This window comes from Rhizobium sp. FG113, from assembly GCF_057809895.1.
Genome location: NZ_JBMDKV010000045.1, coordinates 1 through 12,494 on the forward strand (window position 1 = coordinate 1; position 12,494 = coordinate 12,494).

Sequence of the window (12,494 nt, forward strand, 5' to 3'; positions counted from 1 at the left end):
CACGTTAGCACTTTGATGCTGTCGGAGCGGGCCGTTCCACCTCATCAGGGGTCGGACTACGGGCGAGCCCGTGCCGCCGGGTGGATTCGGACGAGCCGAACGCACCCGGTGATGTCAGCCAGTCTTCGGGCCTGCGGGGTCCTGTCGCGCGGGGGATGGTCCCCCGCCTGCAATACAGGAGCCAAACAGATGTCCCGCAAAGATGCACACGCCTTCGCCGCCTCCCTTGCCGCCACGCTCATGGTCTCGATCGTCGTTTTCCAGGCTGGGGATGGAACCTTCGGCGCCGTCCCCGCCGATGAAATCGACGGCGACGAGGTCGTGATCGTCTCGGAATACGATCCCTTCGGGTGAGGCTTCGGCCTCACTTCCCGAGGGCTCGGACACGGCGCTGGTGCGCGGCCGGGCCTATCGCGTCCGTGTGATCGGCGCTGCCGATCTTGGTAGACAAGTGTGCCCCCTGCGCACGTTGTAGGACGCGATGGGCGGAGAGCGGACGGTCGCTGCGCAAAGGATGGAGGTCAGCAATGCGAACAAAGCGCTAATTCGCGGCAGTTACTCGAACGACCGCTTCACGGTGAATCTAAATTCGTTCGGCAAAGCGCCTGATGCGTTGCACCAGGCGCTTCTTGTTCCTGTCACATCGCGTTACTTGATGGCGAGGATGTCGAAGTTGTGGACGGTAGCGACCACACCGTCGTCCCACCCGCCAGCGACCAACTCCGCTGCCCGTTCGTTCAGCAGCCCGGCGACTTGACCGGCAAAGTGTGCTTCACGGCCAGCATTGTTGGTGAAGATGTCGAAGATTGCGAAGGATGTTTCGTCAATCTGCAGCGCCGCCCAGAACAATGTGCCGGGTTCGGTTTCTCCGACGATGGGACCAGCTGCGGTCAGCAAGGCTGCCAATTCCGGCCCTCTGCCGGGTGCTGCTTCGAGCGTGATGTACGTGGCTGTCGTGGCCGAGTAGAGATCAACCGGTTCCCTCACCGACAGAACATCGGAATTGTTGATATTCGCGACAACACCATCGTCCCAGCCCCCGGCGACCAGCGCGTCGGCATTTTGGTTCAAAGCCGCGGCCACAGCGCCGGAGAAATGCGCATTGCGCGCTTCTTCATCCACGAAGATATCAAAGATCGCGAGCGTATCGTCGGCTTGTAAGGCAAACCAAAGCACGGTGCCTGGTTCGGTGTCCGCGACAATCGGGGCGGCTCCGGCCAGAAATTCGACGAATGCTTCGGTCTGGCCTTCAGCGGCGGGCATGGCGATGTAGCTGGCAGTGTGATTTTCCATTGGGGTTTCCTGTGCGGGTGCAGATGTCGTGATCAAGGCCAAAGCGGCGAGTGTCTTGAGAATTTGGGCTTTCATGGTCGCCTCCTGATTGAGAGGTCGTTGTGTTTGGTTTCGATGCACCCTTTTCCCATGCCGAATGCCTCAGGGACCAATCCCGAACTTCTATTCTTTGATAGACATGTGCTATGGTGAACCTCATGGCGGAAAGTGACGGAGACTGTGGCAGTGGAGATGAACCAGATCAGGTATTTTTTGGCTGTCTGCCAGCATCGCAACTTCACCCATGCCGCTAGCGCCTCAAATGTTTCCCAACCGTCCTTGACGACCGCGATCAAGAAACTTGAACACGAGCTCGGGGGTGATCTGTTTGTCAGGGACCGCGCGGGATGCAGGTTGACGGCACTCGGAAAACTCATGCAGCCAAGGCTACAGAAAGCGCATGACGAAACGCAGGCAGCTAAGGCAGAAGCCGTCCGCCACACGCGACTAGAGCGGGTTCCTATTTCTGTCGGTGTTGGCGAAACGATTGGTCACAACCGGATTTCAGCCGCCGTGGAACGCTTCCGTACACGATTGCCGCAAGCCGAAATAGAGTTGATCGTGGCGTCTGCCTCCAAGCTTCTGGCCGGATTGCGAGAGGGTGAATTTGACGTCGTTGTCACAGCGGCGACGGTCAGTGAAGACCTCTATCGTATAGACCAGCTCTATGACGAGTCCTACAAGGTTGTGGTGTCCAAGTCGCACCCGTTGTCTGAACGAGACGCTATTTCTCTTTCGACACTCGCTGAAACTGACATGCTCGATCGACCCAATTGCGAAATGCGGGATGCGTTGCATGGGGCATGTGCAGACCAAGGTCACGAACTCTACGCGGCCTATCGGTCAAATCGCGTGGATTGGTTAGTCGAACTCGCGCGGCAGGGATTAGGCGCGGTGATTTTGCCAACCACGGCAATTCCAGCAGACAGGGGCCTCGTTTCGATACTCATCGACGGCCTTGAAATTTCGCGAACTGTTTCTGCTCTTCGTTATCGGCACCAAACGACGAGACCAGAGACAAATGATCTGATCCGTGAGATTGCGCGTGTGTAGGCGCAGTATGGAGGCGTCGCCTTAACCGGCTGGTGCGGATCGAGGCAATAGTCTATCGGCATGACTGACGATGCGTCCGCCCGATACAAACGCCACCGCTTTCCAGCCGAGATCATCGCGCATGCGGTATGGCTCTATTACCGGTTCCCGCTGAGCCTGCGCGATATCGAAGACCTGCTTGCCGAGCGCGGCATTGCCGTCTCGTTTCAGACCGTCTCAGAATGGACGACTAAGTTTGGCCTGAAATTCGCCCACCAACTCAAGCGGCGGTCGATCGGCAACTTCGCAGACAAATGGCATCTCGATGAGATGGTCGTATCGATCAAGGGCAAGAAATACTGGCTGTGGCGCGCCGTCGATGCCAACGGCTACGTTCTCGATGCTCTGCTGCAAAGCCGCAGAAACAAGGGAGCCGCTCTTCGGCTGATGCGCAAATTGTTGAAGAGCCAAGGTGTTGCGCCGCGCGTGATGGTGACAGACAAGCTGCGTTCTTATTCCGCCGCAAAGCGAGAGATCATGCTGGGGATCGAACACCGTTCGCACAAAGGGCTCAACAACCTCGCAGAAAATTCTCACCTTCCCGTTCGACGACGAGAGCGACGCATGATGCGGTTCAAGTCGGCAGGTCAATGCCAACGTTTCGTCTCAACCCACGGCCAAATTGCCAATCTTTTCCAACTTCATCGAAAACACCTGAATGCCGCTGATCATCGCCAACTCCGCGCCCTCGCCAGCGCCACCTGGCGTGAGATCGCGTTGCCGATCCAAGCCTGAAATTCAGGACAAAGAAATGATTGCGTCCTACGTCAGGTTAAGGCGACGCCACCGTCCGGGTGCGACCGCGTTGGCGCGAATATTGTCGCCCGCATATTCGTAGGCCACGCTCTCGGTGAGGCGCTTCACTGCCGCTTTCGAGGCACAATAATCCGCGGATGCGGTGAACTGCGGGAAGGAGCTGAGCGAGGCCATGTTGACGATACAGCCGCCGCCCTGCGCCAGAAAATGCGGGATGACGTTCTTGATCGTGTAGAACTGGCTCATCAGGTTGATGTTGATGACCCTGGCAAAAGCCTCATCGGTCAGTTCATGGGTGCGAACGATCGGCCCGGCTATGCCGGCATTGTTGACGAGGATGTCGATCTTTCCGAAATGCTCGATCCCTTTGGATATCATAGCGGCGACGTCTGCTGGATTGCTTACATCAGTGACGACCGGCAGGACCGTGTCACCGAACGATTCCGCCAGACTGTCGATTTTGAGATCAGCCGCAATGACTTTCGCGCCCTCCTCGACGAACCGTTTGGCTATGGAAAACCCGATGCCAGACCCGGCGCCTGTTACGACTGCAATTTTACCTTCAAGTCTCGCCACTTATTGCTCCTCGTATGCTTTAGTCTTGCCACGCGTTGCGTGGATTCAGGGAAAGGATGAGGGGGCAATCGATCGACCGCCTCCTCGCATCGTGGCTAACCGTGGAAGGTCACGTTTGATGAGATGGGATCACGGCCCATCCGCGTCCGGTTTGCCTGGGCGCCTTCATCGGCGTATCCGAAGGATATTCCGTAGAGAAGCTTCTGATCGCTGGAGACGCCGAGAACATCGCGGACCGTGTCGGCAAACATGCCGAGGACGGTCTGCGGAACACCTCCAAGGCCCTTGGCAGTCAGGGCCAAGAGAAAGGTCTGGCCGTACATTCCAAGGTCGCCCGCAACGCGGACATTATCACCGACGACAGGCATGAAAAGGAATGCAGCATGCGGTGCATTGAAGAATGAGAAATTGACCGAGGCCGCTTTCGCGCGAGCCTCTTCGTCGTCTCTTTTGACGCCGAGGCTTTCATAATAAATCTTGCCCTGCTCGCGAACCCGCTCGTCGTGGCGACCCGTGAAAGCTTTGTTGCTGAAGGAAAAGTCGAGCGAATAGCGGCCGGCCCGATTTGCCTCGTGAAGCGCCAGAGACAGTTCGTCACGCTTGTTGCCGCTGACGACATGGACGTTCCATGGCTGAGTATTGCAGTTCGATGGAGAATGCTGAGCCTCCTCCAGAACATCGCGGATGATCTCGTCGGGGACGGGCTGCGGCAGGAATGCTCGAATCGAGCGGCGAGCGTAGACGACCTCTTCAAAGGTCAATCCGTCCCGAGTTTGAGGAAGGCGGTTGATGGTGCTGTCCAAGGTGATCTCCTTTGTGCCGACGGTGGGCTGGCCACGAATTGGCGCTTGTCCCAAGCAATGATTGGCGTTGAGGGATTGAGCAATCCGCGATATGTGCATCACATAGGTGCATTGAGTGCTTTAATCCAACGGAGGCGGCTGGTGTTCAATCTGGAAGGTTCACGCATTGATGAACTGGCTGCTCTCCTGGCGGTCAGCGAGCACGGATCGTTCATAGCTGCGAGCCGCGTCCTTCAACGTCACCAAACCATTGTGTCGAAGCGCATAGCGGCGTTGGAAGGCAGATTGGGTGTCCGACTGATCGAAAGGACGACCCGACGGGTCCGATTAACGGAGGCCGGAAAGCTGCTTGCTATTCGATTGCGTTCCGCAGCGGATCTTATCGGCCAAGCCGAGCAGGAAGCGTTAGACGGTGCGATTGAATTGCGTGGAAACTTGCGGTTGACGGTGCCGGCTGCAATGGGTCGGATCTGGCTGGCACCTATTTTGCCAGATTTTATGCGGCAGTATCCGAACCTGGAGGTCGAGGTCGACTATGCAGAGCGATATGTCGATCTGGTCGGGGAGGGGTTTGATGCTGCAATCCGGCTGGGTTCGTTGAGCGACAGTCGCCTCGTTGCCAAAAAACTCGGCGAACATCGTGTTGTGCTAGCGGCCTCGCCGCAATATTGCGAGCGGTACGGCATGCCCGCCTCACCGCGAGACATGCCCAATCACTCCATGCTCGAATATACTGGTCCAGTGATATCGCCTGAACTGCATCTCACAAACGGTCGCCGTCGGGAAAGCTATTTGCCCAAGGGCAAGTTTCGTTCGAACGACATCATGGCATTGTTAGAAGCCGCGAAGGCCGGCCTTGGTGTAGTCTGCGCGGGTGATTGGTTGATGGCGCGCGATTTCGCAGCCGGGACGTTGGTGCGCGTGATGCCGGGCTGGGAATTTGAGCCGAATGGCGGCGTCTACCTGTTGCGGCCGTCTGTAAACTTTACCGTGGCGCGAACGGAAGCGTTCGCCGCTTGGATCGGCGAAGTATTTGCGTCCGGGTCACCATGGGATGCCGTCATCGCCGATCGCTAGGCGATACCAATTCGATCGACGGCTCGCCAATCCTATCCCTTGTAGCGCAGCGCCTCCACAAGCAGAGAGAAGGCGGGGGTATGATGTCGTCTGCTCGGATAGTAAAGATGGTAGCCTGCGAAGGGTGGGCACCAATCTTCAAGCACACGGATCAACCGCCCGGATGCAATGTGCTCGGCCGCCTGGCTTTCGAACACGTAGGCCAGAGCAAGTCCATCCAGAGCGGCTGATTCCAGCATCTCGCCATCGTTGAGGATGACCGGGCCGTTGACCCGCACATCCAGTTCTTGGCCATCACGCTCGAATTCCCACGAAAACAGGCCACCACCACTCGTCATCCTGTAGCTCGCACACAGGTGCTCGCTGAGATCGTGGGGTGTTTGGGGGATCGGCCTGTGTTCGAAATAGCTGGGTGCTCCGACCACCGCCATGCGCAGATCGGGGCTGACTTTGACCGCGATCATATCCTTTTGGACGCTCTCCCCCAAACGAATGCCAGCATCGAACCGGCTTGCGACAATGTCCGTCAGGCCCTCGTCGAGATTAAGTTCGACCGTAATCTCGGGATATTGGGGGATAAGCGTCGTCAGGACGGGCCACAGAACTGTTTTTGCCGCATGCCGAAACGTCGTGATGCGAATAGTACCGGACAGCTTGTCCTGCGACGCGGTGAGCGCTTCGATCTCCCCATTGATATGATCGAACGCAGGACGAAGGCTTCTCAGCATTCTCTCGCCTGCATCGGTCAGGGACAGGCTGCGCGTCGTGCGCGATATCAGTCGCACCTTGAGACGTTCTTCAAGCATCCTGACCGAATAGCTCAATGCAGACTGCGACAGGCCCATTTTCGCGGCCGCGCGTGTAAAGCTTCCCTCCTCAGCGACCGCGATAAACGCGGCCAGATCGCTGAAGTCACCTCTTCTCATTTATCAATCTCACTTCTAACGCCATGCCGATTATAGAGTCTAATCGAAGTGTGAGCCATGCACTATTTAGTTATCAGCTCGTGTTGATGGCGGTGCGAGCGCGGACATTTTCGTCGGGCGGTGGGTGACAATGATCAAATTCACGAAGCGAAGAGTTCTCGGTGGGCTCGTGATCGCGCCAATCGCGGCAGTGCTGGGGCAGTCAGCAGCGGTCGTCGCCATCGATGCCATCCAGAAATCGCGAAATGACAGACGCGTGGCGCGGGACTATCCCGATGTGACAGGCAATGGCGCCGCGATCATTTACTTCTCTCGATCCGGCAATACGGAAATCATGGCCCGAGAAATCGCCAAGGCTAAAGGCGGCCGCGCCTTTCCCGTGACATCCAGCGATTACGAAATCGGCCTTTGGGGTTGGGTCCGCGCCCTTCGCGATGCACGCGACAGGCAGGCGAGGATTGTTCCGGCGACCATGGATTTATCCTCCTACGATACCGTCTACCTGGGGTCGCCGATCTGGATGTATAGCCCGGCGCCGCCGTTGTGGGAGTTTGTTCGCAACAGCGATTTCACAGGGCGAAAGGTCGTTCTCTTCAACTCCATGAACAGCAAATTCGAGCAGAGCTTCATCGACGAGTTTGCCGCTCTCGTGCGTCAGCGCGGTGGTACGTTTGCCGGTCACATGTTCATCATCCGAGGGCGCATGACGCAACAGATGAGCACCGAGGATTTCATCCTCGAGACGCGAAATCTCGTTCGACGTTTTTGAGCAATTTAGAAATCCGCTTTCTAAAGGCATGCAGATTGCCCCTCCTAATCAGAGAGTGGGGCAGGGTTTACATAATCGCCATAGATCTGATCATTTTGCGGAAGTCTGCCAGCATGTGTCCTTCATCCCTGCTTTTTCAACCGTTTCAGTTCACCAAGGGGATTGAGCTCCGAAATCGTGCGGTGATGGCGCCCATGACGACGTGGTCTGGCAATGCAGACGGGACGGTCGCCGATGAAGAGGTCTCCTACTATCGAGAACGCGTGAAAGGTGTTGGCCTCGTTATCACCGGCTGTTCCCACGTTCAGCCGAACGGTATCGGCTTCACAGACGAGTTTGCCTGCTACGATGACCGGTTCATCCCAAGCTTGAGCAAACTGGCCAAGGCCGCAAAAAGCGGCGGAGCCCCCGCCATTCTCCAGATCTTCCATGCCGGCAACAAGGCGGTCCCCTCGCTCATTCCCAACGGGACGGTTGTTGCCCCGAGCGCCATCCTTCCGTCGGCAGCCGAGCAGGGGGAGGGAAGCGTTCACGCGCTCGCGCACGACGAAATCCTCGATATCGTCGAGGCTTTCGGTCGGGCGACCCGTCGAGCAATTGAAGCTGGTTTCGATGGGGTGGAACTTCATGGGGCGCATGGTTTCCTGCTCCAGAATTTCGTCTCACCGCATTTCAACAGGCGGGACGATCTATGGGGCGGAAATCTCGAGAACCGGCTCCGTTTCCCCATTGCAGTCTTGAACGAGGTAATGCGGGTGGCCGAGGATTATGCCCGACGGCCGTTTTTGGTTGGATACCGGGTGTCTCCTGACGAGCCCGAAGCAGAGGGTCTACGCATCGCAGACACGATGGCGCTGATCGAGGCACTGATCGCCGCAAAAATTGACTATCTTCACATCTCCCTGCCTGACCTCCTGAATGCACGGCCTGTCGATCAAATAGGCGGGCCGACAACAGCGGCCATCCTGCTCAACCGGGTCGGAGGCAGGGTTCCTGTCATCGCCGCCGGCCAGATCGAGGATCCCAAACAGGCAGAGGAGGCCGTTCGTGAAGGTCTTTCGCTTGTCGCGATCGGACGTGGCATCGTGACTAATCCCCGTTGGGTCGAGTTGTCCCAGGAGGGGCTTTCGGATCAGCTTCAAACGCATCTCGCGCCCGAGCGTCTGCCAGACCTGGCGATACCAGCAAAGCTATGGAACGCCATTCAACAACGGCCAGGCTGGTTCAAGACGACTTGATCTGCAAGCGGCTCTAAACACCCGTGGCAGTCGAATGTTTCATAAGGCGCATTGATAGGCCTATGCAGATTTAGATCCATAATAGATGAGCGCTGCGGCTCTATCTTTGAACCAGCTTCTGTCACGCGAGACTTGTGACAGAGGCGTGAGTTCAAAAAAAGGATATCCAAATGGACTATCGAAAGCTCGGCAACACCGGAACGTCGGTATCGAAGCTCGCGCTCGGGACCATGGGTTTTGGAACGGAGACCCCTGAGAAGGAAGCCTTCCAAATCCTTGACGCATTCGTCGATGCAGGCGGCAATATGATCGATACCGCTGACGTCTATGGTGGCGGTGCGTCGGAAGAGCTCATAGGTCGATGGATTGCGAACAATCCAAGCAAAGCCGAAAAGATAATTCTCGCAACAAAGGCACGTTTTGGAACCGGCCCTGATGTCAATGATGCAGGCTCCAGCCATGTCCACCTGAACCGAGCGCTCAACACCTCACTTCGAAGGATGGGTGTCGACACCATCACGCTTTACCAGCTGCACGGGTGGGACCCGATAACACCAGTCGAGGAGTCATTGTCCTTCCTGGATGCTGCAATGCGTGCTGGGAAAATCCAGTATGTGGGGTTGTCGAATTTCACTGGTTGGCAGCTCCAGCTGTTCATTTCGACGGCACGGGCGATGGGCGTTCGGCTGCCCGTGACGCTGCAGCAACAATATAGCCTCGTCTATCGAGAGATCGAATACGAAGTCATCCCTGCGGCACTGCATAATGAGTTGGGGTTGCTACCCTGGGGACCTCTAGCGGGCGGGTTCCTGACAGGCAAGCATCAGCGCGCCTCCAAGCCTTCGCCTGACACTCGCCTTGGGAGGGACAATCCCATGCTTCAGCACATGACCAACGATCTGTACCAATCAGATAGGAAATGGGCGGTCGTCGATGCTGTTAAGCGTGTCGCCGATGACATTGGAGCGACGCCGAGTCAGGTGGCATTGAGCTGGGTTGCAAATAGGCCCACCGTTTCGGCCCCGATTATCGGCGCTCGGACGATCGGGCACCTGCAAAGCAATCTTGCCGCTGCCCAGTTGATGCTCGCCGGCGAAGCTATTGCCTTACTTGATTCAGTCAGCGCACCGGTGCCCGACGATTATCCTTATGGCCGTTTCGGCGTTCTTCAGAGGGCTCGTTACATCGATTCAAGCGACCAGGCACTGAAAGAGCTGTGAAAAATCGGTGCTCCTCACACAATGGCGGGGAGCACCGCCATTCAAACTTAACCCCCGGTGAGATTGAGCCATGGCCTACCACCCAGAAGATTATCAGGCAGACGGATCGCGGTTTTGCATCGGTGCCATTCTCGCCGGAGTCTGCCTCTTTCTGATGGGTGCCTTGTCCATCGACCTGGCGCCGTCCCGGCACGATGTCCGCTTGGCTGTTGCCGACGAAATCCCATCTCATGTGATCAATGACTGCATCTAGCTCGGTCATCCGAAGTGGCGGACCGAACGACGATAAAAACGCGAGGAAACCAAGCGATGAAAATTCAACGCAATGGTGAAAAGCCGTCAGCTGTCGGTCCGAATGACTATTTTACGGGTATTGTTCGCATCGACGCTCCTTTCCAGACTGAAGAGCCTGCGCGGGCCTCCGGCGCAACAGTCACGTTCGAGCCTGGCGCGCGTACCGCGTGGCATACCCATCCGTTGGGTCAAACGCTTCTTGTCATTTCCGGGCTGGGGCATGCGCAACGTGACGGTGGCCCTATCGAAACACTTCGTCCGGGAGACATCGTCTGGTTTCCGCCGGGGGAAAAGCATTGGCATGGAGCGACCCCAACCACTGCAATGAGCCATGTCGCAATCGCTGAAACCCTCGACGGCAAAGCGGTCGATTGGCTGGAGAAGGTAACCGACGATCAATATCGTGGTGATAACGCATAAATCACAGGACGGCTACGCCCATCACTTCAATAGAGGTTTTGTAGTGACAGCCCTCCTGACAGACACCGCATTAAGGAATTATCTGTCGATGTGTTGCTTAGCGCTGTCACTCGGGCTGCGGTACACCTCCGGCCGCGATAATCATTTCAACAGTATCTACGTCGGTTACTGCGGCATCTCCAATCTCCACGTCGATTATTGGGAACCCGCTGTCTGCTATGACTTTGCGAGCTCCAGTGTCGCCTTGGAGACGGTCGAGCTGGCTGAATAACTTGCGCGGTAGGATCACCGGGTTCCCTGGGGCTTGTCGCAAATTCTCCTAGTTAACTGGATGTTGACCATCTGAAGAGAAATCCGCTCCAAATGTTGTGGAGTGGACCGATGATTCTGAATGCCATTACCGAGAAGCTGAAGCGCCAATCGAAGGACGATTTCAAAGGGCGTCATTTCGAGGCATGGCTGATCATACAGGCGGTGACTTGGTATTTGCGTTACCCACTGAGCTATCGCGACTTGGAAGAAATGTTCCGCGAACGCGGGTTCGAGGTCGACCACAGCACGATCAATCGCTGGGTGCTCGCCTATGCGCCTGTCATCGAGAAGCGGCTGCGCCAGTTCCGGAAACCACATTGCGGGTCGGTCCGGGTCGATGAGACTTACGTCAAGATCCGTGGCAAGTGGCGCTATCTGTACCGCGCCATCGACAAGCACGGCGACCCGGTGGATTTCTTGCTCGCTGCGCGTCGCGACCTCGATGCCGCGAAGCGCTTCTTCTGTAAGATGCTCAAGGAGGAGCCGTTATTCTCACCGGAAAAGGTCGGCACGGATGGTGCCAACACCTTCCCGTCGACGATCAAGATGGCCGTCGATGATGGGCTTTTGCGTCCCAATCCCGTGCACTATGTCACCAAGCATCTCCAACAAGGCATCGAGAGCGACCACTTCCGGGTGAAGAAGAACATGCCGAAGGTCGGTGGTTTCCAGTCATTCAACACGGCGCGGCGAACCATCGCCGGTTTCGAAGCCATGCTATGGTTGAGGAAGGGCTTCGGCTTTTCCGGTGGTTGGACTGTCAACGACCAGAACGACCTACTTGCACGCCTCTTCGGACTTCAAAAGGTTAACAAAGCATGAAAACCAAGCCGCATCCGGGGAATTTCTGACCTCGGATAGAACTTGCGACAGGCCCGTTCCCTGGCTTACCATGGGAGGTGGCGCGCACCACAGATCCTAGTGCGGCCGTGGCAAATGTCTTTCTCATGAGGGCGAGATGCGTTGTTTGCACAAGCGGCATGTCTGCCAAATATATCAACGCCCCATCAATTCCATGCGGTAGCACGCTGATAGCCGCCTTCAGCGACGAAGCCATGCCGTCGGCATAATTTGGATTCGATACGATCTCCACATGGCAGTCGATAATCGCTTCGCGAATTTCCTTCTCCCGATAGCCTAGGACGACGATGGTTGGACTGAACCCAACCTCAATGACACGGGTCAATGAATTGTGAACAAGTGGGCTCCCATCAAACAAAGACATTAGCTTGTGGGAACGCCCCGTCCGCGACGATCTGCCTGCCGCCAGAACGATAGCGGCCAATCTGGGACTATGTTGCAAAATCAATACTTTACCGAGCACGTGTGTGATGCGCAGGTCGGCCGGTCAGGCGTGCATTTCGACGACCTTTGCTAAGTAGTACCTTATCCACGCGCAAGTTCCATACTGGAAATCGCAGTGCCCTTTGAACCTGTTGGAAGGACGATCAATTTGTATCTTTCGATATGTGGGGCGTCGATGTTCAGCGCGAGGCGGAGCAACACAGATTCAACTGAAACTTGAAAATCTAACGCCAACTCGTCGCATAATCTGAAGCACTCCAATCCCGCTTCTTGTGATGGCGTCCTGGACCAGGTCCGGATCTCCGTCGATCAACCCTCATATGTGGAACGGCCCGCGGTGCAAGGTGCAATTTCGTCGATTTCACCATACGGGA

Annotated in this window: 15 protein-coding genes; 10 read left to right on the plus strand and 5 right to left on the minus strand. The window is 56.6% G+C overall.

What is annotated here, in order from left to right; translation table 11 throughout:
• Nucleotides 1-189: 189 nt before the first annotated feature.
• Complete coding sequence (locus ACODTZ_RS35720) at nucleotides 190-354, plus strand: hypothetical protein (RefSeq protein WP_007803240.1); 165 nt, start codon at nucleotides 190-192, stop codon at nucleotides 352-354.
• Between the two features lie 294 nt (nucleotides 355-648).
• On the opposite strand, the gene ACODTZ_RS35725 is transcribed toward ACODTZ_RS35720, so the two are convergent.
• Nucleotides 649-1,368, minus strand: a complete 720-nt coding sequence (locus tag ACODTZ_RS35725; protein ID WP_489032011.1) for a putative quinol monooxygenase — start codon at nucleotides 1,366-1,368, stop codon at nucleotides 649-651.
• A 156-nt stretch (nucleotides 1,369-1,524) separates the two neighbouring features.
• On the opposite strand from ACODTZ_RS35725, the gene ACODTZ_RS35730 reads away from it, so the two are divergent.
• Nucleotides 1,525-2,385 carry a LysR family transcriptional regulator gene (locus tag ACODTZ_RS35730; RefSeq protein WP_484403835.1) on the plus strand — a complete coding sequence of 287 codons (861 nt, stop codon included), beginning with the start codon at nucleotides 1,525-1,527 and terminating at the stop codon, nucleotides 2,383-2,385.
• Nucleotides 2,386-2,445: 60 nt separating this feature from the next.
• The gene (locus ACODTZ_RS35735; protein ID WP_052642687.1) at nucleotides 2,446-3,159 is read left to right on the plus strand and encodes an IS6-like element ISRsp9 family transposase; all 714 of its coding nucleotides are present in this window, start codon (nucleotides 2,446-2,448) and stop codon (nucleotides 3,157-3,159) included.
• A gap of 27 nt (nucleotides 3,160-3,186) precedes the next feature.
• Here the strand turns inward: ACODTZ_RS35735 and ACODTZ_RS35740 are convergent, their stop codons facing one another.
• Together ACODTZ_RS35740 and ACODTZ_RS35745 are read right to left on the minus strand one after the other, a co-directional pair.
• Complete coding sequence (locus ACODTZ_RS35740) at nucleotides 3,187-3,756, minus strand: SDR family NAD(P)-dependent oxidoreductase (RefSeq protein ID WP_489032013.1); 570 nt, start codon at nucleotides 3,754-3,756, stop codon at nucleotides 3,187-3,189.
• Nucleotides 3,757-3,851: 95 nt separating this feature from the next.
• Entirely contained in the window at nucleotides 3,852-4,559 is a 708-nt protein-coding gene (locus ACODTZ_RS35745; protein ID WP_489032015.1) for a nitroreductase, read from the minus strand.
• A 141-nt stretch (nucleotides 4,560-4,700) separates the two neighbouring features.
• On the opposite strand from ACODTZ_RS35745, the gene ACODTZ_RS35750 reads away from it, so the two are divergent.
• Nucleotides 4,701-5,636, plus strand: a complete 936-nt coding sequence (locus tag ACODTZ_RS35750; RefSeq protein WP_489032017.1) for a LysR family transcriptional regulator — start codon at nucleotides 4,701-4,703, stop codon at nucleotides 5,634-5,636.
• Nucleotides 5,637-5,668: 32 nt separating this feature from the next.
• Here the strand turns inward: ACODTZ_RS35750 and ACODTZ_RS35755 are convergent, their stop codons facing one another.
• Nucleotides 5,669-6,562, minus strand: a complete 894-nt coding sequence (locus tag ACODTZ_RS35755; RefSeq protein WP_489032019.1) for a LysR family transcriptional regulator — start codon at nucleotides 6,560-6,562, stop codon at nucleotides 5,669-5,671.
• Nucleotides 6,563-6,692: 130 nt separating this feature from the next.
• Between ACODTZ_RS35755 and ACODTZ_RS35760 the strand changes: the two genes are divergently transcribed.
• The 6 genes from ACODTZ_RS35760 (at nucleotide 6,693) to ACODTZ_RS35785 (ending at nucleotide 11,637) form a co-directional block, all read left to right on the plus strand.
• Nucleotides 6,693-7,331, plus strand: a complete 639-nt coding sequence (locus tag ACODTZ_RS35760) for a flavodoxin family protein (protein ID WP_489032021.1) — start codon at nucleotides 6,693-6,695, stop codon at nucleotides 7,329-7,331.
• Between the two features lie 113 nt (nucleotides 7,332-7,444).
• Nucleotides 7,445-8,569, plus strand: a complete 1,125-nt coding sequence (locus ACODTZ_RS35765) for an NADH-dependent flavin oxidoreductase (protein WP_489032034.1) — start codon at nucleotides 7,445-7,447, stop codon at nucleotides 8,567-8,569.
• 170 nt (nucleotides 8,570-8,739) lie between these two features.
• Nucleotides 8,740-9,789 (plus strand): aldo/keto reductase, encoded by a 1,050-nt coding sequence (locus ACODTZ_RS35770; RefSeq protein ID WP_489032023.1) that lies wholly within the window; start codon nucleotides 8,740-8,742, stop codon nucleotides 9,787-9,789.
• A gap of 70 nt (nucleotides 9,790-9,859) precedes the next feature.
• Complete coding sequence (locus tag ACODTZ_RS35775; RefSeq protein ID WP_489032025.1) at nucleotides 9,860-10,042, plus strand: hypothetical protein; 183 nt, start codon at nucleotides 9,860-9,862, stop codon at nucleotides 10,040-10,042.
• Nucleotides 10,043-10,098: 56 nt separating this feature from the next.
• Nucleotides 10,099-10,503: a (R)-mandelonitrile lyase gene (locus ACODTZ_RS35780; protein ID WP_489032027.1), complete on the plus strand. Its 405-nt coding sequence runs from the start codon at nucleotides 10,099-10,101 to the stop codon at nucleotides 10,501-10,503.
• 381 nt (nucleotides 10,504-10,884) lie between these two features.
• Nucleotides 10,885-11,637: an IS6 family transposase gene (locus ACODTZ_RS35785; protein ID WP_489032029.1), complete on the plus strand. Its 753-nt coding sequence runs from the start codon at nucleotides 10,885-10,887 to the stop codon at nucleotides 11,635-11,637.
• On the opposite strand, the gene ACODTZ_RS35790 is transcribed toward ACODTZ_RS35785, so the two are convergent.
• A complete protein-coding gene (locus tag ACODTZ_RS35790) occupies nucleotides 11,624-12,139 on the minus strand; it encodes a nucleotidyltransferase family protein (RefSeq protein ID WP_489032031.1) in 516 nt (171 codons plus the stop codon). The two genes, ACODTZ_RS35785 and ACODTZ_RS35790, sit on opposite strands and share 14 nt — an antisense overlap.
• Nucleotides 12,140-12,494 lie beyond the last annotated feature (355 nt).

Bases quoted from the DNA above. Each gene is read 5' to 3' on its own strand.
- ACODTZ_RS35720 (WP_007803240.1), top strand. From the start codon at position 190: ATGTCCCGCAAAGATGCACACGCCTTCGCCGCCTCCCTTGCCGCCACG.
- ACODTZ_RS35725 (WP_489032011.1), bottom strand. From the start codon at position 1,368: ATGAAAGCCCAAATTCTCAAGACACTCGCCGCTTTGGCCTTGATCACG.
- ACODTZ_RS35730 (WP_484403835.1), top strand. From the start codon at position 1,525: ATGAACCAGATCAGGTATTTTTTGGCTGTCTGCCAGCATCGCAACTTC.
- ACODTZ_RS35735 (WP_052642687.1), top strand. From the start codon at position 2,446: ATGACTGACGATGCGTCCGCCCGATACAAACGCCACCGCTTTCCAGCC.
- ACODTZ_RS35755 (WP_489032019.1), bottom strand. From the start codon at position 6,562: ATGAGAAGAGGTGACTTCAGCGATCTGGCCGCGTTTATCGCGGTCGCT.
- ACODTZ_RS35760 (WP_489032021.1), top strand. From the start codon at position 6,693: ATGATCAAATTCACGAAGCGAAGAGTTCTCGGTGGGCTCGTGATCGCG.
- ACODTZ_RS35765 (WP_489032034.1), top strand. From the start codon at position 7,445: ATGTGTCCTTCATCCCTGCTTTTTCAACCGTTTCAGTTCACCAAGGGG.
- ACODTZ_RS35770 (WP_489032023.1), top strand. From the start codon at position 8,740: ATGGACTATCGAAAGCTCGGCAACACCGGAACGTCGGTATCGAAGCTC.
- ACODTZ_RS35775 (WP_489032025.1), top strand. From the start codon at position 9,860: ATGGCCTACCACCCAGAAGATTATCAGGCAGACGGATCGCGGTTTTGC.
- ACODTZ_RS35780 (WP_489032027.1), top strand. From the start codon at position 10,099: ATGAAAATTCAACGCAATGGTGAAAAGCCGTCAGCTGTCGGTCCGAAT.
- ACODTZ_RS35785 (WP_489032029.1), top strand. From the start codon at position 10,885: ATGATTCTGAATGCCATTACCGAGAAGCTGAAGCGCCAATCGAAGGAC.